Consider the following 22722-nt stretch of genomic DNA (forward strand, 5'->3'; position numbering starts at 1 on the left):
TGCGCATGCCCTCGGTGCACGATGATGCGACTCTCTCCCTATCAGGCCGAACCGGCCGGAATTCACCGCAGCCAGGAGGAGAAATGCCGGCTAAGCGCCGTCTCATCGTTTCGTGCATCGCGGCGGCTGCTCTCAGCCTCCTGGCGGGTGGCGGCATCGCGGGCCAGTCGCCGCCGGGCACCGATTCCGTCGACGGCGCCGCACCCGGCCCGACGCGGGCGGCGAGCACCACGGCGCACGGGGCGTATCTGGACTACGGGCCCGCCGGGGTCAGCAGGATGGCCGAGCTGTCGCGCTGGCTCGGCGGGGCGGAGCTGCGGGTGGGGCACACGTACCTGCCGGGCGATCTGTGGGTGAACATCGAGGGGGCGCCCGATTTCCTCGACGCCTGGGCGGACTGGAGACAGGCGGACCCGGAGCGGATGTTCGTCCTGAACGTGCCGATGCTGGAGCGCAACGAGGAACGGGTCCCGGACGACGAGGTCCGCACCCTGCTCCGGGCGGGCGCGGCCGGAGACTACGACCAGCACTTCACCCGGCTCGCGGAGCGGCTGGTGGAGCTGGGCGTTCCGGACACCGTGATCGTGCTCGGCTGGGAGATGAACGGCACCACGTACACCCATCGGTGCGGTCCCGATCCCGCCTCCTGGAAGGCGTACTGGGAACGGATCGTCACGGCGATGCGTGCGGTGCCCGGTCAGGACTTCCGCTTCGACTTCACACCGAGCCGGGGACGGGACGCGGTGCCGTGGACCGAGTGCTACCCGGGCGACGACGTCGTCGACATCATCGGGATGGACTCCTACGACCAGCCGCCCGGCGAGACCTTCGACGACCAGATCACCGACCCGTACGGGCTCCAGAAGCACGTCGACTTCGCCGCGGAGCACGGCAAGCCCATCTCGTTCCCCGAGTGGGGGCTCTTCCGCAACGGCGACAACCCCGCGTACATGCGGCGGATGCTGGAGTGGATCGACCAGCACAAGCCGCTGTACCAGACGGTCACGGACTACTGCCCGCACGGTGTCTGGCAGTGCGAGAGCAATCCGCGGTCATCGAAGGTGTTCCGGACGATGCTGACCGAGATGGCCGCGCCGGCCGCGCCCGCGCCCAGCCCCACACCGACGCCCACCCCTGCTCCTACTCCTCCTGCCGCTCCGACGGATCCGGCGCCCTCCCCGACGGTCCCGCCGTCCGTGGTGCCGTCCCCGGTGGCGCCCGCGCCCACGGATCCGGGGACCGGGACGCCGCCCGCCCGCGAGTGGTGCGCGCCGGTCCCGTTCGGCGACTGGCTGGGCCCGTGGCTGCGGGAGCGCGAGATCTGCTTCCGCTACTGATCCCGGACATGGAAACGGCTCCGGCCCTCCTGTCGGGGCCGGAGCCGTCCACCCACACGGGTCCAGCGCGGGGGCAGGTGGACAAGCAACCGCTTGTCACCACCACCAACGCGGACACGGCCCGCTCCGTCACGCCGCCGAACGAGGGACAGACCGCGCCCGGACTCCGCACCGGGCGCGGTCCGGGGCGACGAGCGACCATGGAAACCTACAGAGGGTGGTGAGGTGCAATGGCATCCGCCGATGAGGGCTCCCCGGCGGAGCCCGGCCCGCTGCCCTCCGGGGACGGGCGGGGACCGGCGCGGACGACCGACGGCGCGGCGGCGGTGATCGCCGGGGACGGCACGGTCATCGGCTGGACCCGGGGCGCCGAGGCGCTGCTCGGGTATCCGGCGGCCGAGGTGGTCGGCCGGTCCGCCTCCCAGCTGCTCACCGGTGTCCCGGACGCCCGGCGCACGGCCGCGGTGGCCGCCCGCTGCCGGGCCGGGTCGGGGTGGAGCGGGCTGGTTCCCCTGCGGGCCCGGGACGGACGGTCGGTGGACCTCGACGTACGGGTCACCGCCTCCTTCCTGATCGCCGGGCGGGAGGGCTTCCTGGTGTCCGGGCGGGAGCTCACCCCGCACTGGACCATGCGCGGGTCCGTGCTGGACGACTTCCTGACCCGGTCACCCGTCGGAATGGCGGTGCTCGACCCCGACCTGCGCTATCTCTGGCTGAACGACACCCTGGAACGGTTCGGTGGCGTACCCCGCGAGCAGCGTCTGGGGCGCCGGCCGAGCGAGGTGCTGCCCGGAGCGCTGGCGACGCCCATCGAGCGGCTGATGCGGCAGGTCCTGTCGACCGGCGAGGCGATCACGGACTACGAGTACCTGGGCTGGAGCTGGGCCGATCCGCACCGCCGACGGGCGTACGCGAGCTCGTTCTTCCCGCTGGCCGACGCCGCAGGCCGGCGGATCGGCATCGGTTACATGGTCCTCGACGTCACCGACCGGTGGAACGCGCGCCGGCTGCTCGCGCTGGTGAACGAGGCCGGAGCGAGCATCGGCTCCACCCTGGACGTACAGCGCACGGCGCAGGAGCTCGCCGACTTCGCGGTGCCCCGGTTCGCGGACTTCGTCTTCGTCGACCTGCTGGAGAACCCGTTCGGCGGCGACCGGCCGGGGGCGCGGGCACCGGCCGAGGGCGAGCGGCCGGCCATGCGCCGGGCGGGCCTGAGCTCGGTGCGGGAGGGCTGCCCGGAGGCGGTCGTACGCGTCGGGGAAGCGGTCGACTTCGTGCCGCCGCCGCACGACGCGCACTTCCTCCTCGACGGCGACCCGGTCCTGCTCCCGGCGCTCGACCCGGACAGCCACGGGTGGACGGTGGAGCAGCCCGCGCGGGCCGCCCGGCTCCGGGAGTTCGGGCTGCACTCGTTGATCTCCGTGCCGATGCGGGCGCGCGACACCGTGCTGGGACTGACCACCTTCATGCGGTCGCGGAATCCGGTGCCGTTCGACGAGGACGACGTGGCGCCCGCCAGGGAGCTGGTGGCGCGCGCCGCCGTGTGCGTGGACAACGCCCGCCGCTACACCCGGGAGCACACCGCGGCACTGGTGCTCCAGCGGAGCCTGCTGCCGCACACGCTGCGCGGCGGGACGGCCCTGGACGTGGCGTCGTCGTACCTTCCGGCGGACGCCAAGGACGGGGTGGGCGGCGACTGGTTCGACGTGATCCCGCTGTCCGGGGCCCGGGTCGGCCTGGTCATCGGCGATGTCGTCGGGCACGGCATCGGGGCCGCCGCGACCATGGGCCGGCTGCGCACCGCCGTACAGACCCTGGCCGACATGGATCTTCCCCCGGACGAGCTGCTGGCACGCCTGGACGATCTCGTCCTGCGGCTCAGCGAGGAGGAGCGCGCGGGGGGACCGGAGGAGCGGGGCGGGACGACGGTGGTGGGGGCCACCTGCCTGTACGCCGTCTACGATCCGGCGAACGGCTCCTGCACGATGGCACGGGCCGGCCACCCGCCGCCGGTGATCGTCACGCCGGGCAACGCGGTCAGCTTCCCGGACCTGCCCGCCGGGCCGCCCCTGGGACTCGGCGGGCTGCCCTTCGAGGCCCTGGAGATCGAGCTGCCCGAGGGAAGCCTCCTCGGCCTCTACACCGACGGGCTCATCGAAGGGGCCGACAGGGACCTGGAGCGCGGAATGGACCGTCTTGCCCGGGCGGTGTCCCGGGACGGAATGCCGCTGGAGGACCTGTGTCCGGCGGTGGTCAAGGAGCTGCTGCCCGTCCCGCAGCCGGACGACATCGCGCTGCTCCTCGCCCGGACCCACCGCCTGAGCCCCGAGCACCTGGTTTCGTGGGACGTCCCCGTGGACCCCGCGGCGGTCGGCGAGACCCGGGCCAAGGTCTCCCGCCAGTTGGAGACGTGGGGGCTCGCGGAGCTGTCGATGACGACGGAGCTGATCGTCAGCGAACTGGTGACCAACGCGATCCGGTACGCCGCGGGTCCTGTGCGGCTGCGGCTGCTGTTCCAGTCGGCGCTGACCTGCGAGGTGTCCGACGCCAGCAACACCTCGCCGCGGCTGCGGCACGCCAGGACGACGGACGAGGGCGGGCGCGGGCTGTTTCTCGTCGCTCAGCTCGCCCATCGGTGGGGCACGCGCTACACGCCCCGGGGGAAGATCATCTGGGCGGAGCAGCCCCTTCCCTGATCCGACCCGATCCGGGGGACGCCCCCTGACTGCTTCGGGGACGCCCCTGCGGAGTCTCCCTCAAGGGCTCTCCTCGGGGACTGCCCTCAAGGACTTTCCTCGCCGGCGAAGAGGCGGGCCAGCGGGCCGCCGGCCCGGATCAGCTGGTCCCAGGTGCCCTCCTCGACGATGCGCCCGCCGTCCAGGACCGCGATCCGGTCGGCCCTGCGGACCGTCGCCGGGCGGTGGGCGATCACCAGGGTCGTCCGGGTGGCGGAGTCGGCCGCGAGCGCCCGGGACAGTTCCGCGTCGCCCCGGTGGTCCAGATGGGCCGTCGTCTCGTCCAGGACGAGTACGCGCGGACCGCTCAGCAGCCCGCGGGCCAGGGCCACCCGGGCGCGCTGGCCGCCGGACAGGGTCGCGCCGCGCTCGCCGACGGCCGTGTCCGGACCGTCGGGCAGGGCCTCGACGATGGGGGCGATGCCGCAGATCCGGATCGCCGCGCCCAGTTCGTCCGCCGTGGCGTCCGGACTGCCCAGGCGGAGGTTCTCGGCGAGGGTGCCGTGGAAGAGCGGGGCTTCCTGCCCCACCACGGACACGGCGGCGCGCAGGTCCTCCTCGGTGAGGTCCCGCAGGTCCACGGGGCCGGCCGGGGCGGGGGGCACCAGCTCCACGGCGCCGGCCTCGGGGTCCCAGTAGCGCGCCAGGAGGTGTGCGCAGGTCGACTTGCCCGCCCCGGACGCTCCGACGAGGGCCACGGTCTCACCCGGCCGGACCGTCAGGTCGAGGCCGTCCAGCACGGCCTCTCCGCCGTAGCCGAACCGGACTCCGCGCAGCCGCAGGCCGAGCGGTCCCGGCGGCACGGGGCGGGGGGCGGTGGGAGCGGGGGCTCCGGCGGGGGCGTGCACGGCGGCCCGGACCCGGGCGGCGGCGGCGCGCAGGCCCCCGGCCCGGCCGAGTGCGGCCGCCGATTCGGCGACCGGGGCCAAAGCTCCCAGGGCGAGTGCCATGGCGGCCGGGGCCCACGCCCCCTCCAGACGTCCGGCGGACGCGGCGTGGGCGGCGGCCGCGACGACCCCGATGACGGCGGCGACGACCAGCAGGTCGCGGGTGGCTCCCGCACCGGTCTCCCAGGACTGTTCGGCGCGCTGGGCGCGGGCGAGCCGGCGTCCGGCGGACCGGAGCCGGGCCCTCCTGCGGTTCAGCGCCCCCGTCATCAGGAGTTCGCGCAGTCCGTCGACGCTCTCCACGGTCTCGGACGACACCTCGGCGAGCGCACTCCGGGTCCTCGCCCCGCGTTCGGCCCGGCCGCGCGCCTCGAACAGGGGCGACCAGACCAGGAGGAGTGCGGCGGGCACGACGGCGAGCAGCAGCCAGGGGCCGAGGGCCGCCAGCACAGCGGCCGACACCGCGAAGACCACGCCGGAGGCGAGGAGTTGGGCGATGGCGTGTGCGTAGAAGAACTCCAGTGCTTCGACGTCCCCGAGCGCGGTGGCCGCGAGGTCGCCGCTGCGCCGGCCCGCGATCCGGGCGGGGGCACTGCGGGCCAGCCCGTCGAAGACCCGGACGCGCAGTTCGGCGAGGACCCGGTAGGCGAGGTCGTGCGAGAGGTCCATCTCCCGCCAGGTGGCCAGCGCCCGGAGCAGGACCAGCCCGATCAGGACGGCGACGGCCCCCGGGGAGGGTGGGCGGTGCTCCGTCACGGCCGTGCCCACCGTGTACGCGGCGAGGGTCACGAGGGCGACCAGGGCCGCCTGGTCGACGAGGGCGGCCAGGCAGGTGCGCAGGACGGTGGCGCGGTGCGCGCCGAGGACCGGGAGGAGCGAACGCAGGGCGCCGGTCTCGGCGTCGTCGGTGGGGGCGGGACCGGGGGAACGGGCAGGGCCGGCCGGGGCCGAGGTCGGGGTCATGCGGCGCGCTCCTCCTGTGCGGTGCGTCCTGCCGCGACGAGCGAGGCGTACACGCCGCCGCCCGCGAGCAGGGTGGTGTGGTCGCCCGCCGCGGCGACACGGCCCGCGTCGAGGACGACGATGTGGTCGGCGTGGCGTACGGCGTCGAGCCGGTGGGCTACGACGACGCAGGTGCGGCCGCGGCCGGCCGCCGACAGTTCCCGCACGATGCGGGCCTGGCCGCGTTCGTCGACCGCGCTGGTGGCCTCGTCCAGGATCAGGACAGGGGCGTCGGCCAGCAACGCCCGTGCGAGGGCGAGTCGTTGGCGCTGCCCACCGGAGAGCGTGGCGCCGCGTTCGCCGACGAGGGTGGCGTAACCGTGCGGCATCCGGGCGATCTCCTGGTCGATCCCGGCGGCGCGGGCGGCGGCGCGCAGTTGTTCGTCGGTGGCGGCCGGGCGGGCGATCCGCAGGTTCTCCGCGATCGTGGCGTGGAAGAGGTAGGTGTCCTGCGAGACGACGGCGATGCCCCGGCGCAGGGAGGCGAGGGTGTACGCGGCGGTGGCCGCCCCGGCGACGGTGAGGCTGCCGCTGTCCGGGTCCCGTTGCCTCAGCAGCAGGCTCAGCAGGGTCGACTTTCCCGCGCCGGACGGACCGACGACGGCTGTGGTGCGCCCGGGGGCGGCGGTGAAGGTGACGCCGTCGAGGGCGGGCAGCTTGCTCCCCGGGTGGGTGAAGCGCACGTCCTCGAAACGGATTTCGGGTGGGCTCTCCCAGGCGGCGGCCAGGGTGCCCCGGTCCGGCACGGCGGCCTCGGCGGTGCGCAGGGCGGCGATTCCGTCGGCGGCGGACACTCCGAGGTAGCCCGCGTGCCACTCGCGGGAGAGGTCGCGGACGGGGCGGAAGCATTCGGAGGCGAGGAGGAGAAGGAGGTAGGTGCCGGTGGCGGCGGTACGGCCGGTGGCCGCCGACGAGCACGCCACGAGGACGGCGGCGGCGGTGCCGCCCTGGACGGCCAGGTCGGTGAGGCCGGTGTCGACGAGCGAGACCCGGAGTTTGGCGACGGTGGTCCGGTGCAGGGCGGATGACCGCCGCTCCAGCCGTTCCCGTACGCGGCCCACCGCACCGGTGGCGCGCAGGGTCGGCATCCCCTGGAGCGCCTCCAGGTAGTCGGCGGCGAGGGCTTCGTAGGAGTCCCAGTGCTCCTTGCCCCGCCGCGCGAGCAGCCGGTCCCACCAGCGCGGCCCGAACAGGGCGAGCAGCAGGGCGGGGCCGAGGGCGAGCGCCGCGTACGGCTCGACGAGGGCGACGGCGACGAGCAGCAGCGGTGGAACGGCGCAGGTGATGAGCGCTTGGGGCAGGTAGCGCGAGACGTACGCGTCGACGCCCTCGACGCCGTCCACCAGCGTGGCGCGCACGGCTCCGGCGCGCGCGCCGGTGATCGCGGGGGGGCCGAGTGCGCCGAGCCGCTCCAGCAGGGTGTCGCGCAGCCTGACCCGTACGGCGGCTCCCGCCGTGACGGCGGTCAGGCGCTGGGCGCGGCCGAGCCCGGCGCGGACCAGGACGACGGCGATGACGCCGGTGAGCAGGGGGGTGAGGGCGGCCGTCTCCCCCCGGGCGATCCGGGCGAGCACGAGGGCGAGCAGAACCGCCTGGGCGAGGTGGGTGGCGGCGACCGCCGCGAGCAGTGCGGTGGCGAGGCCGAGCGGGCGGCGCGCGGTGTTCGCGGCGCGCAGGAGTTCGGGGTGGAGCATCATGGGCGTTCTTCCTCGCCGGGCGGAGCCGCCGGGGCGGCGCTTGTCGGGGGCGCTGGGTCGGGTGCCGTCGGGGCGGCGGGCGCCGGGCTCGCTGGGTCGGGGGGCGCGGGGGCGAGTGATGTGGGGGCGGGTGGCGTTGGGCTCGCCGGGTCGGGTGGCGTTGAGGCGGGTGGTGTTGAGGCGGGTGGTGTTTCGGCCGTCGTTGGGCGCCGGGCGAAGCCCGGGTCGACGGGGCCCGGCGGTGGGGGCGCTCCCACCGCGAGGCCGTGCACGATCCAGTCGCGTCCGGGGGCCTCGCCGAGCGCCGCGCCCAGGTCCGCCCGCTGCCAGGAGCCGATGGGCCGGGAGGGCAGGCCGAGCGCGGTGGCGTGGACCTGGACGGCTCCTGCCGCGTACCCGGCGGCGAGGTGGGCGGTGCGCACCGCGGCCGGCGGGGCGTCCCCGGGGCAGCCGTGGGCGAGGAGCACCGCGCCCGCGCCACCGATCCACTGCTGCCCCGCGGCCCAGTGGGCAAGGGTGGGACGCGCGTCCCCGGAGGCGCGGACGTCGAGTCCCCTGCTGCCGGGAGCCTTCGCGTACAGGGCCGGGTCACCACCACCGATCGCCGCGGTCCAGGCGGGTCCGTCGGGCCGCGCTGTCCCGGCTGTGGTCAGGAGCCGGGCGAGCTGTTCCTCGCCGGGCGGGTGGTTCAGGTCGTCGGGCGGGGCGCTCCTGCGCGCTTCCAGGGCCATGTCGGTCACCGGCCCCGGACGGGTGGCCGGGTGCCAGATGCCGCCGGGCAGCTCGGGGGATGCCGAGATGTGGTGCAACAGGCGGAGCGTCGCCGCGAGTTCACGGGGCGGGGTGGGCTCCGCGCCGGGTCGCGGCGTCGGGGTTCCGGTACGCGTCGGGCCGACCCAGGCGATCAGCGCCCCGGGGGCGCAGGCGATCACGCCCACGGGCGCCAACCCGACTACCGCGAGCGGCAGTTCCGGTTCGGAGCCGGGCCAGGCGTCCGGCCAGTGGGGAGCCGAGGGCAGTCCGGCGGCGGCGGAGAGGAGGGCGGCGTCCGCGTCGAGGCAGACCAGTACGTCGGCTGCCGGGGGTCCGGCCAGCGCCAGGGCCGCGGCGGCGTGGCCGGTGTCCAGCAGCAGGAGCGGCCAGGCCCGGTGGCCGTAATGCGCGACGGTCCGGGACGCGGCCACGGTGAGGACGACGAGGACGCCCGGGGGTACGCCGTCGGGGGCCGGGCCGCGCGGGTGGGCACGGTGGGCGAGCGGGTCGTAGGCGTAGCGCCCGGGCGGCAGCGAACATCCGGGCCCGGCCAGCAGGTGCGCGCGCACCGGGTGCAGGCCTCCCGCCGAGGGCACGGGCCGCAGTCGGCCGGGGGTGCCGGCGGGCGCGGCCAGCGAGAGCCGCAGGACACGGTCGAGGTCGAGCTCGGCCCGGCCCCCGGCCCCGGAAACCGCCCCGTTCCGGACCTCGTCCCCGGCCAACGGCAGCCCGGTCCCGGGCCAGGGGAACGGACGCTCGGGGACGTACGGGACGAGGCCCGGCGCACGCCAGGAGCGGACATCCGCGAGGGCCCGGCGCAGCAGGCCGGACGCGGGGCGCGTCCCGGAGTCGGCGGCGGCGGTCCGGGCCGGGGTGTCGGGCATGGCGGCGCGCTCCTTCACATGTGCGGGGGCGGGGCGAGGGTGAAGTCCCCCGGCGCGGTGGGCGGTCGGGTTCGCCAGCCCCGGGTGAGCGCCGCGTCCGCGAGGCGCGGACAGCCGAAGTAGCCGAAGGCGGCCGGTGCGTTGGGGATCAGCCCGGAGACCAGGACGCGGGCGACGCGCAGGGTCGTCTCGGCGACGTCCTCCGTCGTGAGGTCGGCGGTGATCACCCGGTGCCCTCCGGCGGCGAGCGCCGCGTCGAGCGCGGTGCGGCCGCCGGGGGCGATCGCGGTGACCGGGACCGTGCCGAGGGCGGGTTCGGTGAAGCGGCGGGCGAGCGGGGACATCCGGTCGTCCAGCCAGACCTGGACATGGGCCCCGAGGTCCCGCACAGCGGCGAACTCGGGCCCGCAGTCGTCGAGATACCGCCGGTCGGCACGGTGGTCGAGGTAGAGGCCACGGGCGAGCATCCCGGCTTCGACCGCCCGGTACACCCAGCCGTCGGCGTCCACCGCGCCCTGGGTGAACACCCAGGTGTGCACGGCCTCGAGGACGGCCTTGCGGGCCGCCTCCGCCGGGTCGTACCGGCAGGCGAACCCGGCCGCGTATATACCGCGCCCGGGATCGTGCACGAGGGCCGCCACACAGGGGGCGAACTCGGAGGGCATCTCCACGATGTGCACGTCCAGCTCGCAGCCGGCCAGGTCCTCGGTGAGCCCGGGGACGCTCGCCGGGTCGATGCCCCGGGTGGGCCCGTCCAGGTGCCACCACAGCTCCAGGGCGTCGCGCTCGACGACTTCGAGGAGCCCGCGCTCGGCGGCGTCGTCGAGGCCCTGCCCGGTGGCGATGCCCGCGTAGTTGAGGTGGTGGGTGCGGGGCAGCGAACGCAGGTCGCCCTGCCGCCAGTTGAGGTGGGTCAGCGCGACGGGGGCCCAGCACGGCCGTCCGTCCTCGATGGCCCGGGTCCACAACGCCGGTGTGTCGGACGTGAGTTCCTCATACGGGAATCCCGGGCGGCTGTACTGCCAGCGGGCGTACGTCGGCAGGGCGCCGGGCCCGTAGACGCGGTGGCCCTCGGCGGTCAGCTCTGCGGCGGTGGCCCGGCGGGGCTCCTGGGGGTGGCCGGGCGGGGGGAGCCGGTTGCCGCAGTAGCGCTCGACGGCCTCGGCCACCGCGGCGATCCAGGCACCCCGGTGGTCGCCGAACGTGGTGCCGAGAGAGACGCGGTCGGCGGGCCAGGCGCCGAGGCGGCGGGCGTCGGAGACGTCGGCGGTCATCGCGGTGTAGCGGGGCGGCGCACCGGTGGGGTGCTCGACGGGTGCGACGTCGCGGATGATCCCGCTGACGGGATCGACGAGGGCTTCGATGGGCAGGGCGCTGGTCATGGTCAACGGCATATCTCCGGTGCGGGCTCGACGTAGCGGCGTCGGGCGACGACGGGCAGGTGGAGGGCGCTGCCCCGGGAGTCCACGGTGCGGCGGGACGGGGCGAGCCGAGTGGCGGTGACCGGGTCCTCCCCGGTGTGCGGGTTACGGGCGTGGGCGGGGAAGTGGTGTCCGGCGATCTCCGCGCGCAACCGGGTCCCGGCGGGCAGTCGGCGACCCAGCGTGCCGAGCGGCACGGTGATGTCCGCGGCCTCGCCGGGCGGCCCGGTGCGCCGGACGATGCCGAAGGCGAGCGGATCGGCATGGCCGGACGGGTCGAGCGCGGTCAGGCGTACGGCCCAGTCGGCGCTGGGCGTGTCGGCCGTGACGTTGATCCGGGCGACGGCGGCTCCGGCCAGGTCGAGCGGGCGGGGCAGCGGGGGTGAGAGGAGCAGGCAGCGGTCGGCACGGTCGCCGTCGGCCGGGACGGCGAGGTCGTCGGAGCGCACGGGGCGGTCCGGGTCGGCGCTGAACTCGGCTCCGTGGAGCAGCCGCAGACCGGTGGGCGAGCCGAAGGGCCACCGGCACTCCGTCTCCGGCCGGTCCAGTGGGGTGGCGTCGGGAGTGACCGTCGATCCGGGGGCGCTGCGCCAGCGGCCGCTGTCGCCGAGGGCGATGACACCGTGCCGCGTCGGCTCCAGTCGCCCGGCGAGCGCCGCGCGGGCCCACCGTACGTACAGCACACCGAGGTTGACGCGTGCGCGGGGCGGCGCGGCCGGGTCGGCGGTGAGACGGTGGCCCCAGGGCCCGAGCAGCAGGCGGGACGGTCCGCCCCAGCCGCGCCACAGGGCCACGGTGTCCTCGGCGAAGGGGTCACGGGTGCCGCCGACGGCGAGCAGCGGAAGGCGTGCGGTGGGGGCCAGCGCGACGAGTCGGCCTCGCCCTCGGCCGGCCCAGAGGCCGGGCCAGGACGGCAGTTCGCGCCCCAGGCCCTCGGCCAGCCGCTCCGCGAGGCGGGCGACCGGGAGGTGTTCGAGCAGCCGGGGGTCGTCCGCCAGAGCGCGGGCCAACGCGTCCGGGTCGGAGTCGCGACGGTCGCCATGGGCCGCCCACCAGCCGGCCCGGGCCCACAGCCGCTCGGGCCCGCCGGGCTCCCGCGCCGTCTCGGCGAGTCCGAGCGCGGGGACAGCGGCGATGACGGCGTCGGGCACTCCGTCGCGATCGAGGTCGTCGGCGCCGGGTCCGGGATCGCGGGCGGCCTCACCGGCCGTGTCGCGGGCAGTGTCGCGGGCGGCGAGTGCGGTGACGAGGGCGCAGTACGCGGCGTAGGAGGCGCCGACGGCGACGACCTCACCGTTGCTCCACTCCTGTGCGCGCGCCCAGGCGACGGTGGCCGCGCCGTCCACTGTCTCGTGGCCCCGGTAGGGGTGCCACTCCCCCGGTGAGCCGTGGCGGCCGCGAACGTCCTGGGCGAGGGCGGCGAATCCGTGCGCCGCCCAGCCGCGCAGCTCGGCGCGGTGGGCGTCGCGCCCGTAGGGGGTTCTGATCAGGACGGAAGGAACGGGGCGGGTGCCGTCCGGGAGACATACGTCGGTGGCGAGCGCGGTGCCGTCCGGCGTGGGGACGTACACGGTGCGGGTGGTGTTCACGGGCGCGCCTTGGCTGTCCCGGCTCCGGCTCCGGCCCTGGCCCCGGCGCGCGCCGGCGTCGGGGCGGGCAGGGGCGCGACGTCCGGGACGGGGAGCACGGGGTGCTCGGTGAAGGTGAGATCGCGCAGGTCGATCCGGCGCAGCCGGCGGCGCACCGGGAGAACGGTCGCCCGGCTCGTCCCGGTATCGGCCCGCGCCACGGTCTCGGCTTCGGTACCGGCCCGCGCCACGGCTTCGGCTTCGGCTTCGGCTTCGGCTTCGGCTTCGGCTTCGGCTTCGGCTTCGGCTTCGGCCCAGGCGAGCAGATCGGCGGTGAGGAGCGCGGCGATCAGGGCGGCGGAGGCTTCGGTGGGGTGCGGCCCGGTGTCGGGGGTCCGGTGTCCGGCCCAGTACGCGGCGAGTTCGCGATGGGCGGGGGTGGCCGCGAGTCTGCGGAGCCTGACGTGACGGGAGGTGACGTCTCCCGGGGCCGCGGCAAGGGGTTCGGTCCAGCCGTGGGCGCCCTCGCGGTGGCAGCGCAGCCAGGCGACGCGCCGCCCGGGCAGCAGGTCCGCGGTGTCCCAAAGCCCTTCGGGCACGGGCGAGTCGAGGCACCACACCACGGCGACGCGCCCTTCGGTGCGGTGGTCCGGGGCCGCCCGAGCGAGCTCCGCAACACGGTCCGGGGTGATCCGGTGGACCTCGGCGCCCTCCGCTCCGGCGCAGCGTGCCAGCGGCTCGGCGAGCACGGGGTCGCCGAGGACATGGACGGTGCGACCGGCGAGCCGGGCCCGGGGCGGGGCGGACACCGCGTACCCGCCCGTCTCGAACGCCTCGACGAGCCGGGCGAGTTCGGCGGGGCGTCCACCCCCGACCGGCGTGTCCTCGTCCGGCGCCCCCTCCTCCCCCGCCAGTCGGCGCACCAGGGCTTCGCCTGCGACGCCACCGGTGTCGATGCGCAGGAACTCCCCTCCGGAGGTCCGGAGCACGGGGGCTTCACCGGGGACGGTGACGATCCCGATGCCGGGAGCGAGTCGACTGCGGGTCACGGAATCCTCCGAAGCGGGAAGCGGGAAGCGTGGACGGGACGTTCGGAACTGGACGGTGCTGGACAGGGCCGGACGGGACTGCACGGGGGTGAACGGGGCGGGCCCGCCCGGGATGTCACCGGGCGGGCCCGCCCCCGCACCACGCGGGGAACCTGCCGTCAGCGGCAGGCGTCGCCTACTTCTCGGCCGCGGTGTCGGCCTCGACGGCGTCGTCGAAGGGGTTCTCGACGAGGGCGTTCGAGTGGGTGGCGGAGAGGTGCGCGAGCTGGCCCTGGTCGGCGATCGGGCTGAACACCTTGTTGTTCTCCATGAGTTGAGTCTCCATTCGGAAGGATCGGATGGTCGTTTCGATCGCGGCGCCGGTGCGTGCCGCAGCACAGACACTAATGAATATGATTTTCATTCCGCAATAGTTGGAGCGGATCGAGAGGGTGATCTGGGTAACAGACGGGCCACCCGCCCTCGCTGTCGACCCCCACCCGGCCCTCCACGCCGAGGACTTCGGCCAGCAGACGCCGGGTGACCACCTCGGCCGGAGGCCCGTCGGCGGCGACGCGGCCCTCGCGCAACGCGACGATCCGATCGGCGAACCGCGCGGCGTGGTTGAGGTCGTGCAGCACCATCACCACCGTCAGCCGGCGTTCCGCGCGCAGCCGTACGACCGTCTGGAGCACCTCCAGTTGGTGCCGCAGATCGAGATAGGTGGTCGGCTCGTCCAGGAAGAGCACGCGGGCGTCCTGGGCCAGCGCCATGGCCAGCCGGACCCGCTGGCGTTCGCCTCCGGACAGCGCGTCCACCGGCCGGTCGGCCCAGGCGGTGACGCCGACGTCGGCGAGCGCCCGCGACGTCACCTCGTCGTCCCCCTCCCGCAGCATCCCGAGTGGCCCCCGGGCGGCATAGCGCCCCTGACGCACGAGTTGGCGCACGGTCAGTCCCGGCACGGCGGGCGCCGACTGATGGAGCAGGGCGACGCGCCGGGCGGCGGTGCGGCGGGGCAGCCGCGCCACGTCGTCGCCTTCGAGCAGGACGCGCCCGCCGCTCGGGGTGAGCAGTCCGGCGGCGAGCTTGAGGAAGGTGCTCTTGCCGCAGCCGTTCAGCCCGATCAGCGCGACCAGTTCGCCGGCGCGGACGCTCAGGTCCACCCCGCGCAGGACCATGCGTCCGGGGTAGCCGAAGGTCAGCCCCTCCGCCCGGACGACCTCGGGGCCGGGCACCGCGCACGGTTCCGCTTCCGCTTCCGGCCCGGCCGCCTCCACCGGGCTCGGCTCCACTTGTCCGGTCAGGCCTTCGGGCATGTCACCCTCCTCATCCGTTGTCCTCCACTTCCGTCGGCGTCGGCGTCGATCGATGCCGACGCCGACGCCGATGCCCGCGCCGATGCCGCCATCGACGCGTCCCGTCCGCGTACCGCTCTCCGTCATCGCTCGTCCGCCCGTCGTCGCGCCACGACCATCAGCAGCCCCGCCCCCACGAAGGTGGTCAGGGCGCCGACCGGAAGGGTCAGCCGGTCCGCGTCGAGCGCGATGACCAGCAGCCGGGACAGCAACTGGGCGGCGGCGTCCGCCCCGCACACCACCGCAGCGCCCAGCAGCGCGGCCCCCGGGAGGGTGATGCGCAGATCGGCCCCGAAGACGGCCAGCGCCAGATGGGGCACCAGCAGCCCCACGAAGCCGAGCGCGCCCACGGCCGACACGGCACCGGCCGTCAGCGCAACGGCGCAGACGAGCGCCGCGCCCCGGCCCCGGCCGGTGGCCAGCCCCGCGGCAGAGGCCTGTTCGTCGCCGCAGCGCAACAGGGTCAGCGGCCCGGCGAGCAGCCAGGCCGCCGCGCCCCAGAAGGCGGCCCACGGCCAGAGCAGATTCCAGTGCTGCCACACCCGGCCCTCGGTGGAACCGATCAACCACTGGACCACGCTGCCGAGTTCGCCGGGGGCCACCAGGAGAACGACCGCGGTGAGCCCGGCCAGCACCGCCGACACGAGGACCCCGTACACGGCTGTCTGTTCCGGATCGCCCCGCTCCCGCCCGGCGAGCAGCCACAGCAGCCCCGCCCCGGCGAAGCCGCCGAGGCAGGCCGCCACGACCACGGCCGTGGGGGATTCCCAGCCCGCGAGGCCGAGGCCGGTCGCGGCGACCGCGCCGAGCACCGCACCGGGAGTGACGCCGGTGACCTCGGGCCCGGCCAGCGGGTTGCGCAGGGCCGACTGGAGCACGAGCCCGGCCACCCCGAGGCAGGCCCCGGCGACCAGGGCCACCAGCAGCCGGGGCAACCGCAGTTGGAGCACGATGTGCTCGGCGGTGGGGTCGTCGCTGCCGCCGAGCAGCACGGCCCGGACGCCTTCGGGAGTGACGCCCCGGCCGGCGAACAGGTCGGCGCAGGCCACCGCGGCGACGAGCAGCGCCAGGCCGCCCATCCGGACGCCCGGTGCGCGCAGGACCCGACGGGACGGTCCGGGCACGGTGTCGATGAGCGTCATCGTTCCGCCTTCCGCAGAACGGGAGTGGGCAGGTCCGGCGGAGCCCCCGGCAGGGACGGGAGCACGGGCCCCCGGTCCCGGGCGGGCCGTCTCCCCCGCTTCAGCAGCACGACCCCGACCGGCACCCCGACCAGGGCGGTCCAGGCGCCGACGGGCGTCTCGACCGGGGCGAGCGCCAGCCGGGCCGGCTGGTCGGCACAGAGCACGACGATCGCGCCGCACGCGGCGGACCGGACGAGCCACCCGGCCGCGCCGCCGTCCGGGCGGAGCCGGCGGGCGAGGTGGGGGGCGAGGAAGCCGACCCAGGCGACCGGTCCGCAGACCGCGACGACGGGGGCGATGAGGACGACGGCGATGCCCAGCGCGGCGACCCGTGCGCGTTCGACGCGTACGCCCAGCGCACGGGCGTCGTCGTCGCCGAGGCGCAGCACACCGAGCACCGGCACGCACAGCACCAGCGCCGGGACGGCCACGGCGAGCCACGGCAGCAGACCGGTGACGTCGTCCCAGGTCCGGGCCGACAGACTGCCCAGCAGATAGCGGTAGATGAGCTGGAGGTCGAGCTGGTCGGCCATCACCATGAGCACGAGCAGTGCCGCCTGGAGTGCGGCGGCGACGGCGGCTCCGGTCAGCAGGACGGCCGAGGGGCTCCGCCCGAATCCGGCGGCGACCAGGGTGAGCAGTCCGCCGAGCGCCGCCCCCGCCAGGGCGAGGAACGGTTGGAGTCCGAGGGGGACGGCCAGGGCCAGGACCAGCGGTGCGGCGACGCCCAGGGCGGCCCCGGAGGAGACTCCCAGCATCTCGGGCACGGCCAGCGGGTTGCGCAGGGCCTCCTGGAGAACGAGGCCGGCGGCGCCCAGGCAGGCCCCGGCGATGAGCGCCAGCACCATGCGGGGCAGCCGTAGTTCGGTGACGACGAGCCCCGCGAGCTCGTCGGCCCCCAGCGTGGCCGGGAGCCTGGCGGGCGGGACGTACGGCGTGCCCAGGCTGAGCGCGCAGACCGCGCCCGCCAGGGCCGCCGCCCCCAGGCAGAGCGGCGCCACGGGCGGACGCCTCATCGCAGTGCGGCCGTCGCCTCGTCGAGGACGACGCCGAGGGAGCGGGTGCCGCGCCCCTTGGCCCACACCTCGGAGTCGACCTCGATGACCTTGCCGTTCCGCACGGCCGGGATGCGTGACCAGAGGGGGTTCTTCGCCAGCTTGTCGGAGAGCTTGCCGTCCGGCGCGCCGAACGACAGCGTTTCCACGAACAGGACGTCGACGTCCCGGGCGAGGATCTCCTCCAGGCTGTAAGTGCCGTCGACGCCCCTGCTCTTCCAGGGGTAGTGGGAGATCTTGGGGAACAGCCCGGCCGCCACGTCGGACTCCGGGGTGGCCACGCCGAAGTTCTCGTCGCTGCCGTAGACGATCAGCGCGGTCTTGTCGCTCTTCGCCTTCTCCGCCTGCGCCAGGCGGGCGCGGAAGGTCTTCTCCGCCGTCTCGCCCTGCTCGGTGCGGCCGGTGAGCGCCGCCAGGTCCCGCAGGTAGCCGACGCTGTCCTGCCAGGATCCGGGCTGGACCGGCCAGAACGTCGTGGCGCCCTTCAGCGCGGGGGCCAGCTTGCCGTGCGTGTCCTCCAGGCCGATCACCAGGTCGGGCCGGTGGGACAGGATCGCCTCGACCTCGGGGCTGAGGAAGCCGCCGGGCACCACCGGTATCTCCGCGGCCTTCTTCTCGCCCAGGAACTCCGGGTGCGCCAGCACCTGGGAGTTGGTGGCGGTGGGGGTCATGCCCAGCTCGACGAGGATGTCGTCGCAGAGGGCGACCAGGCAGACGATCTTCTCCGGCGGCTTCGGCAGGGAGACCGTGACGCCCTTGGCGTCGGTGATCCGGGTGGCGGCCTCGATGGGCCGCACCTGCGTGCTCGTACGGCCGTCGGCCCCGTTCCCCGGAGCGACCGCCGGTCCACCGGTGTCGGCCTCCCCGGTTCCGCAGCCGGCCAGCAGGCCTCCCAGTACGGCGATCGCGGCCCAGCGGCGGACTCTCAGCGCGGTTCGTGGCATCGACGGTCCCTCAACGTTCCTGTGCGGTCCCGGGGATGCGGCAGAGCAGGCGGCGGAGCCCCGGGAGCGATCCCCGCCACAAACCGGAACCTTACACATGATTATCATTTCCAATAAAGTGGCCAGGGCCCTCATCCGGTCTCCGCCGGAACCCACCGGCCCCTGCCGCCCCCACGACCCCACCGCCCGCAGGAGTTCGCCATGCCGCAGTCCCCGCACCCCTCACTCCACGCACCGCCGCGCCTGCTGGTCTCCGACCATGTCGCCGGCCGGATCAGCCTGTTGGACCTCCCGGACGGCACGGAGCGCGCCGAGCTGAACCACCGGCACCTCGCCGAGCACGCGGGGTTCCTCGCACTGCCGGACGGCCTCATCGCCTGTGTCGACGACCGGGCGGGCGAGCTGCTGGTGCTCGACCCCTACGGCCCCGGCGCCGGCCGGCCGCTGGTCCGGCGGCGCATACCGGTCGCGGTACCCGCCGAACACCTGGCGGCGGACCCGGGCGGACGACACCTCGCGGTGACCACCGGCCTCGGCCGCAACGAGGAGGCCTGGACCGGGCTCCTGACGGCCGTCGACCTCGACGCACCGGATGGCGCCGTCGCCGTACGCGTACGCGGGCGGACGGGCGAGCCGGGGGTCACGGTCCTCGGCGGGCCGTCCTCGCTGGTGGTGCTGCGCCACCGGGAGCCGGGCGAGCTGCTGATCCACCGGCACCGCGATCTGATGCGTTCGGCCCCCGCATGCCCTCCGGCGGTCCCGGTCCGGCGGATCGCGCTGCCGGACGACGACGGGCACGGCGACGCCCACGACCCGCTCACCGGCCGGGTGTTCGCCGCCGCCGGGTCCGGGGTGCATCGCGCACGGCGGGAGGGGGACGACCTCGTCGGCGAGGCCCCCCTGTCCTGGTCCGCCGGCGGGCGCTCCGGCGGGCGCGGTTACTACCTGCGGCTCGACCCCGTGCGGCGGATGCTCTGGTCCTGCGTGCGCGGCGGACCGGGCGACCCCGGGCAGTGGCCGGACTGGTCCAACGACGCCTGGTGGCACCAGCTCGACACCGGTGTCACGGGCCGGCTGGACCTGGGCCCCGGACTGGTCTTCCGGCTCGCGGTGACCGCCCGCCACATCGCGTACACCCGTGTCCACCCGGACGGCGACGAACTCGTCCTGCTCACCGTGCCCCCGGTCGCCGGAGCCCGCCCGGAGGTCGCCGCGCGCCTGCCCCTGCCCGCCATGTCCGGCGCGCCCCGGTCCGGCGGGACCCCCTGGGACGGCGTGCAGCGGCGGGCCATCGCCGCCTCACCCGGCGGGGGCCTGGTCGCGGTCAGCCGGGGAGGCCACGGCGAGGTCCACGTCTTCGACGCGGACCGGGCGGACCTGCTCACGACCCTGACCGTCCCGACCCCCCTGGACGACGGCGGCCACCTCGCCCTCCTCACCCCCGGGGACGGGGCGGAGGCCGACCCGGTCGGCCGCTGAGAGACGCGTCGCGGGTGGTGGCGCGGGGGGCGCCGTACCACCACCCACCCCCCCGGCGCTCAAACCACCTTCACCAGGAGGACTTGGTCACTCCCGGCAGGAACCCCGCGTGGGCCTGCTCACGCATCCGGACCCGGGAGAGCCCGAACCTGCGCAGATACCCCCGGGGCCTGCCGTCGACGCTGTCACGGTTGCGTACCCGCGTGGCGCTGGCATCGCGTGGCTGACGCCGCAACTCCTCGACGGCCGCGATCCGTTCGCGCTCCGGCGTCCCGGGTCGGCGGATGATCTCCTTCAGCTCGGCCCTGCGGGCGGCGTAGCGGTCGACGGTCTCCCGGCGTCGGTCGTTCCGCGCGATCTTGCTCTTCTTCGCCATCAGACCTTCCCTCCCCGCGCACGGATGCGCGCGACCGCGGCCTCGATGCCGATGCTGTCGACGGCCTTGATGGCCCGAGCACTCAGCGTGAGGCGCACATAGCGGCCCTCGCCGGGCAGCCAGTACCGCTTGCGCTGGATATTCGGGTCGAACCGTCGGGACGTCCGGCGGTGCGAGTGGGAGATGTTGTTGCCGAATCCCGGCTTGGAGCCGGTCAGTTGGCAGTGGGCGGACATGGAAAGTTACCTGCCTCTCCTTCGACGCATCCATTATTGAAAATGGAAACCATTGCCATATAGTAGCGCCCATGGCTCGCAACGAAGTACGCCCGGTCATCAAGCTCCGCTCCATCGCGGGGACCGGCTACACCTACGTCACCCGCAAGAACCGGCGGAACGACCCCGACCGGATGGTGCTGCGCAAGTACGACCCGGTCGCCCGACGTCATGTCGACTTCCGGTAGGAGCGCTGAGGCCGGGAAGCCCCGCCGCTCCCCCCGCGCACGACCCGGACCCGACCCCTAGGACACCTTCATGAAGCCCGGAATCCACCCCTCGTACGGCCCCGTCGTCTTCCGCGACAAGGCCGCCGACTTCGCGTTCCTGACCCGCTCGACCATGACCAGCGACCGCACCGTCACCTGGGAGGACGGCAACACCTACCCGGTGGTCGACGTGGAGACCTCCTCCGCGAGCCACCCCTTCTACACCGGCACCGCCCGCGTGCTGGACACCGCCGGACGCGTCGAGCGCTTCGAACGCCGCTACGGACGTGGTGAGGCCCGGTGAGCGAGCACCGCACGAAACTGCCCGTCGTCATCGTCTGCGGCCTGCACTCCGAGGCCCGCCGCGAAGTGGTGGAAGGGCTGCTGCGGGACGTCCCGCACAGCGTCGCGCTCCACCACGACCTGGCCACGGCCACCGGCGGAACCGTACGTCGCTCCCTGCGGGACGCCGGCGGCGAGCTGGATTCCGGCGAGACGCCGCTGGTCAACGCGTGCGCCTGCTGCGCGCTGCGCGAGGACCTCGTACCCGAACTCGAACGGCTCGCGGGGGACGGACGGACCCGCCTCGCCGTCCTGGAGCTCTGGGACTCCGTCGAGCCGAAGTCCATGGCCGAGGTGATCGCCGCGCACACCACCGCCGCCGAGGTCACCAACGTGTTCGCGGCGGTCGACCCCACCCTGGTCCTGCCCTGCCTCTCCAACGGCGACGATCTGGCCGAGGCCGGTCTCGCGGCGGCGCCGGCCGACCGGCGGACCATCGGCGACACCTGGGCCCGGCAGGTGGAGTACGCACCCGTGCTGGCCATGACGCCCAGCCCGGCGGCCGACGACGAGGACCATGCCCTGATCCGGCAGCTCAACCCGACGGCCCGTCAGGCCGACTCCGGATCGGCCGAGTTGGCTCGGCTCGCCTTCGCGGGATTCGATGTGGAGGCGGCGGACGCGGGCCAGCACCCGGCCTGTGCGCTGCTTCCGCAGGAGGCCGACGAGGCCGGGGTGGGAACGCTCGTCTGGCGGCGGCACCGCCCCTTCCACCCCGAGCGCCTGCTCGACGCGCTGGAGGACCTGAGCTGCGCGGCGGCCCGCAGCCGGGGCCGGTTCTGGCTCGCGGACCGGCCCGACACCCTGCTCTCCTGGGATGCCGCGGGCGGGGCGCTCTGCGTGGAGAACACCGGCCCCTGGCTCGCCTCGCTCCCGGACGCCGCCTGGTCCATGGTGCCGCCCTACCGACGGGCGGCCGCCGCGCTGGACTGGCACCCGGAGCACGGCGACTGCTGCCAGCACCTGGTCTTCGTCTCCCCCGGCCTCGACCGCGACGGCCTGACCGGCCTGCTGGACTCCTGCCTGCTCACGGACGAGGAGTACGGCTCCGGCCGGGAGACATGGAAGAACCTGCCCGCCGCGTTCGACACGCTCCTCGACCCGGTGCACTGACGCCCCGTCCCCCGCACCCCGCGACCCGAACGGCCACCGACCGCACACCGAGCACGAAGGAAGCCCCCATGGCACGTCAGCAGGACCCCCGAAAGCCGCTCAAGAACCGGCCGAACCCCCTGGACGCCGCCAGGATCACGTACATCGACTACAAGGACACCGATCTGCTGCGGAGGTTCATCTCCGACCGAGGGAAGATCCGCAGCCGCCGGGTCACCCGGATCAGCGCCCGGCAACAGCGGCAGATGGCCGCGGCCATCAAGAACGCCCGCGAGATGGCCCTGCTGCCGTACACCGGATCCGCGGCGGGCAAGTAGCGCGCGACGCCCCGGCCGCGACGCTCGGATCCGGTGACCGGGAAGGTACGGGCTCGACGCAGGCGATCCGGGCGGACTTCGCCGAGGCGAACCAGTGGGTGTTCGCACCTGGACTCGGGAGGATCCGGTGACGAACCGACCGGGGCGGGTCGCTGCCGGCCGCGGCGGAAACGGCTGGGGCGGCCGCATGGCTCCCGGTCGTCGCGAACGGGGGGCGTGTGCGGGGCACGCCGGGCAGGGCCGGTCGCCGGACGCGGTCGGGCGGTACGGAGTCGTGCTCCGTCATCCCGGCGTCGGCGCGCCCTGGTGGATCAGAAGGCGAATACGGCGTTGTCGTTCGTGCTGCCCGCCATCTCGCAGGCATTGCCGTAGGCGGTGCTGAACTGGACCCGCTTGCCCTGCCAGACGCCGTGGGCGGTCACGACGATCGGGTCCCACTGGCGGGTACAGGTCCGGTTCGACGGACCGGCGGTCAGCTCGGAGAACTTCCCCTGGACCGCGGCCAGTTCCTTGCAGGCCGCAACGGGAGTGGGGTGCGTCCCCTCGGCGGTGGGGGCGCAGGTGAGCGTCACGGCACGCTCGACGGTGGCGGTCAGCGGGTCGTCGCCGCGGGCCACGGTGAGGACGAGCGCCGAGGGCGCGTAGAGGCTCTCCGCCCCCGCCGGCGCGGCCTGGGCGGTGGCGGTCGCGAATCCGCCGAGCAGAAGGGCGCCCGCCGTGACGGTTGCGAAGATCGCGTGAGGGTTGCGTCGCATGAGTGA

21 protein-coding genes are annotated in these 22722 nt (G+C 75.0%); 7 read left to right on the plus strand and 14 right to left on the minus strand.

Translation table 11 applies throughout. The annotated features are described in order from the left end of the window. The first annotated feature begins 83 nt into the window (after window positions 1–83). Window positions 84–1337: a glycoside hydrolase family 26 protein gene (locus N7925_RS01685; RefSeq protein ID WP_274342790.1), complete on the plus strand. Its 1254-nt coding sequence runs from the start codon at window positions 84–86 to the stop codon at window positions 1335–1337. A 230-nt stretch (window positions 1338–1567) separates the two neighbouring features. After that, window positions 1568–4033, plus strand: a complete 2466-nt coding sequence (locus N7925_RS01690) for a SpoIIE family protein phosphatase (RefSeq protein WP_274342791.1) — start codon at window positions 1568–1570, stop codon at window positions 4031–4033. Window positions 4034–4119: 86 nt separating this feature from the next. Here N7925_RS01690 and N7925_RS01695 read toward each other — a convergent pair whose 3' ends face one another. From N7925_RS01695 to N7925_RS01745, 11 genes are all read right to left on the minus strand, one after another. Next, window positions 4120–5922 (minus strand): ABC transporter ATP-binding protein, encoded by a 1803-nt coding sequence (locus N7925_RS01695; RefSeq protein WP_274342792.1) that lies wholly within the window; start codon window positions 5920–5922, stop codon window positions 4120–4122. Next, on the minus strand, window positions 5919–7658 hold the full coding sequence (locus N7925_RS01700) for an ABC transporter ATP-binding protein/permease (protein WP_274342793.1): 1740 nt from the start codon (window positions 7656–7658) through the stop codon (window positions 5919–5921). The genes N7925_RS01695 and N7925_RS01700 overlap by 4 nt, the downstream gene beginning before the upstream one ends. After that, on the minus strand, window positions 7655–9295 hold the full coding sequence (locus N7925_RS01705; RefSeq protein ID WP_274342794.1) for a nitroreductase: 1641 nt from the start codon (window positions 9293–9295) through the stop codon (window positions 7655–7657). The genes N7925_RS01700 and N7925_RS01705 overlap by 4 nt, the downstream gene beginning before the upstream one ends. 14 nt (window positions 9296–9309) lie before the next feature. Next, on the minus strand, window positions 9310–10677 hold the full coding sequence (locus tag N7925_RS01710) for a YcaO-like family protein (RefSeq protein ID WP_265597704.1): 1368 nt from the start codon (window positions 10675–10677) through the stop codon (window positions 9310–9312). Window positions 10678–10679: 2 nt separating this feature from the next. Next, entirely contained in the window at window positions 10680–12305 is a 1626-nt protein-coding gene (locus N7925_RS01715) for a CocE/NonD family hydrolase (RefSeq protein ID WP_274342795.1), read from the minus strand. Then, window positions 12302–13333 carry a hypothetical protein gene (locus tag N7925_RS01720; protein ID WP_274342796.1) on the minus strand — a complete coding sequence of 344 codons (1032 nt, stop codon included), beginning with the start codon at window positions 13331–13333 and terminating at the stop codon, window positions 12302–12304. The genes N7925_RS01715 and N7925_RS01720 overlap by 4 nt, the downstream gene beginning before the upstream one ends. 175 nt (window positions 13334–13508) lie before the next feature. Further along, complete coding sequence (amiA, locus tag N7925_RS01725; protein ID WP_007452728.1) at window positions 13509–13643, minus strand: streptamidine family RiPP; 135 nt, start codon at window positions 13641–13643, stop codon at window positions 13509–13511. Window positions 13644–13716: 73 nt separating this feature from the next. Then, window positions 13717–14628, minus strand: coding sequence for an ABC transporter ATP-binding protein (locus N7925_RS01730; RefSeq protein WP_331615329.1), 912 nt, complete (start codon window positions 14626–14628; stop codon window positions 13717–13719). A 122-nt stretch (window positions 14629–14750) separates the two neighbouring features. Continuing rightward, the gene (locus N7925_RS01735) at window positions 14751–15809 is read right to left on the minus strand and encodes a FecCD family ABC transporter permease (protein ID WP_265597707.1); all 1059 of its coding nucleotides are present in this window, start codon (window positions 15807–15809) and stop codon (window positions 14751–14753) included. Next, window positions 15806–16867 (minus strand): FecCD family ABC transporter permease, encoded by a 1062-nt coding sequence (locus N7925_RS01740; protein WP_265597708.1) that lies wholly within the window; start codon window positions 16865–16867, stop codon window positions 15806–15808. Before N7925_RS01740 ends, N7925_RS01735 begins: the two co-directional genes overlap by 4 nt. After that, window positions 16864–17850 (minus strand): ABC transporter substrate-binding protein, encoded by a 987-nt coding sequence (locus tag N7925_RS01745; RefSeq protein ID WP_265597709.1) that lies wholly within the window; start codon window positions 17848–17850, stop codon window positions 16864–16866. The genes N7925_RS01740 and N7925_RS01745 overlap by 4 nt, the downstream gene beginning before the upstream one ends. Window positions 17851–18051: 201 nt before the next feature. On the opposite strand from N7925_RS01745, the gene N7925_RS01750 reads away from it, so the two are divergent. Beyond that, window positions 18052–19329 carry a hypothetical protein gene (locus tag N7925_RS01750; protein WP_265597710.1) on the plus strand — a complete coding sequence of 426 codons (1278 nt, stop codon included), beginning with the start codon at window positions 18052–18054 and terminating at the stop codon, window positions 19327–19329. Window positions 19330–19399: 70 nt separating this feature from the next. On the opposite strand, the gene rpsN is transcribed toward N7925_RS01750, so the two are convergent. Further along, window positions 19400–19705: a 30S ribosomal protein S14 gene (rpsN, locus tag N7925_RS01755; protein ID WP_274342797.1), complete on the minus strand. Its 306-nt coding sequence runs from the start codon at window positions 19703–19705 to the stop codon at window positions 19400–19402. Then, window positions 19705–19941: a 50S ribosomal protein L28 gene (rpmB, locus tag N7925_RS01760; protein WP_265597712.1), complete on the minus strand. Its 237-nt coding sequence runs from the start codon at window positions 19939–19941 to the stop codon at window positions 19705–19707. The genes rpsN and rpmB overlap by 1 nt, the downstream gene beginning before the upstream one ends. A 71-nt stretch (window positions 19942–20012) precedes the next feature. Between rpmB and rpmG the strand changes: the two genes are divergently transcribed. From rpmG to rpsR, 4 genes are all read left to right on the plus strand, one after another. After that, window positions 20013–20168, plus strand: coding sequence for a 50S ribosomal protein L33 (gene rpmG, locus N7925_RS01765; RefSeq protein ID WP_274342798.1), 156 nt, complete (start codon window positions 20013–20015; stop codon window positions 20166–20168). A 70-nt stretch (window positions 20169–20238) separates the two neighbouring features. Next, window positions 20239–20493 (plus strand): type B 50S ribosomal protein L31, encoded by a 255-nt coding sequence (locus N7925_RS01770; RefSeq protein WP_265597713.1) that lies wholly within the window; start codon window positions 20239–20241, stop codon window positions 20491–20493. Beyond that, the gene (locus tag N7925_RS01775; protein WP_274342799.1) at window positions 20490–21644 is read left to right on the plus strand and encodes a CobW family GTP-binding protein; all 1155 of its coding nucleotides are present in this window, start codon (window positions 20490–20492) and stop codon (window positions 21642–21644) included. Before N7925_RS01770 ends, N7925_RS01775 begins: the two co-directional genes overlap by 4 nt. A 68-nt stretch (window positions 21645–21712) precedes the next feature. Continuing rightward, window positions 21713–21961 (plus strand): 30S ribosomal protein S18, encoded by a 249-nt coding sequence (rpsR, locus tag N7925_RS01780; protein ID WP_018955787.1) that lies wholly within the window; start codon window positions 21713–21715, stop codon window positions 21959–21961. 311 nt (window positions 21962–22272) lie between these two features. Here rpsR and N7925_RS01785 read toward each other — a convergent pair whose 3' ends face one another. After that, window positions 22273–22716 (minus strand): subtilase-type protease inhibitor, encoded by a 444-nt coding sequence (locus N7925_RS01785; RefSeq protein WP_265597715.1) that lies wholly within the window; start codon window positions 22714–22716, stop codon window positions 22273–22275. Between the last annotated feature and the right edge of the window lie 6 nt (window positions 22717–22722).

It is taken from the genome of Streptomyces sp. CA-278952 (assembly GCF_028747205.1).
In the GTDB taxonomy this organism is placed as follows: Bacteria; Actinomycetota; Actinomycetes; order Streptomycetales; family Streptomycetaceae; genus Streptomyces.

Bases quoted from the DNA above. Each gene is read 5' to 3' on its own strand.
- N7925_RS01685 (WP_274342790.1), top strand. From the start codon at position 84: ATGCCGGCTAAGCGCCGTCTCATCGTTTCGTGCATCGCGGCGGCTGCT.
- N7925_RS01690 (WP_274342791.1), top strand. From the start codon at position 1,568: ATGGCATCCGCCGATGAGGGCTCCCCGGCGGAGCCCGGCCCGCTGCCC.
- N7925_RS01695 (WP_274342792.1), bottom strand. From the start codon at position 5,922: ATGACCCCGACCTCGGCCCCGGCCGGCCCTGCCCGTTCCCCCGGTCCC.
- N7925_RS01700 (WP_274342793.1), bottom strand. From the start codon at position 7,658: ATGATGCTCCACCCCGAACTCCTGCGCGCCGCGAACACCGCGCGCCGC.
- N7925_RS01705 (WP_274342794.1), bottom strand. From the start codon at position 9,295: ATGCCCGACACCCCGGCCCGGACCGCCGCCGCCGACTCCGGGACGCGC.
- N7925_RS01710 (WP_265597704.1), bottom strand. From the start codon at position 10,677: ATGACCAGCGCCCTGCCCATCGAAGCCCTCGTCGATCCCGTCAGCGGG.
- amiA (WP_007452728.1), bottom strand. From the start codon at position 13,643: ATGGAGAACAACAAGGTGTTCAGCCCGATCGCCGACCAGGGCCAGCTC.
- N7925_RS01730 (WP_331615329.1), bottom strand. From the start codon at position 14,628: ATGCCCGAAGGCCTGACCGGACAAGTGGAGCCGAGCCCGGTGGAGGCG.
- N7925_RS01735 (WP_265597707.1), bottom strand. From the start codon at position 15,809: ATGACGCTCATCGACACCGTGCCCGGACCGTCCCGTCGGGTCCTGCGC.
- N7925_RS01740 (WP_265597708.1), bottom strand. From the start codon at position 16,867: ATGAGGCGTCCGCCCGTGGCGCCGCTCTGCCTGGGGGCGGCGGCCCTG.
- N7925_RS01745 (WP_265597709.1), bottom strand. From the start codon at position 17,850: ATGCCACGAACCGCGCTGAGAGTCCGCCGCTGGGCCGCGATCGCCGTA.
- N7925_RS01750 (WP_265597710.1), top strand. From the start codon at position 18,052: ATGCCGCAGTCCCCGCACCCCTCACTCCACGCACCGCCGCGCCTGCTG.
- rpsN (WP_274342797.1), bottom strand. From the start codon at position 19,705: ATGGCGAAGAAGAGCAAGATCGCGCGGAACGACCGACGCCGGGAGACC.
- rpmB (WP_265597712.1), bottom strand. From the start codon at position 19,941: ATGTCCGCCCACTGCCAACTGACCGGCTCCAAGCCGGGATTCGGCAAC.
- rpmG (WP_274342798.1), top strand. From the start codon at position 20,013: ATGGCTCGCAACGAAGTACGCCCGGTCATCAAGCTCCGCTCCATCGCG.
- N7925_RS01770 (WP_265597713.1), top strand. From the start codon at position 20,239: ATGAAGCCCGGAATCCACCCCTCGTACGGCCCCGTCGTCTTCCGCGAC.
- rpsR (WP_018955787.1), top strand. From the start codon at position 21,713: ATGGCACGTCAGCAGGACCCCCGAAAGCCGCTCAAGAACCGGCCGAAC.
- N7925_RS01785 (WP_265597715.1), bottom strand. From the start codon at position 22,716: ATGCGACGCAACCCTCACGCGATCTTCGCAACCGTCACGGCGGGCGCC.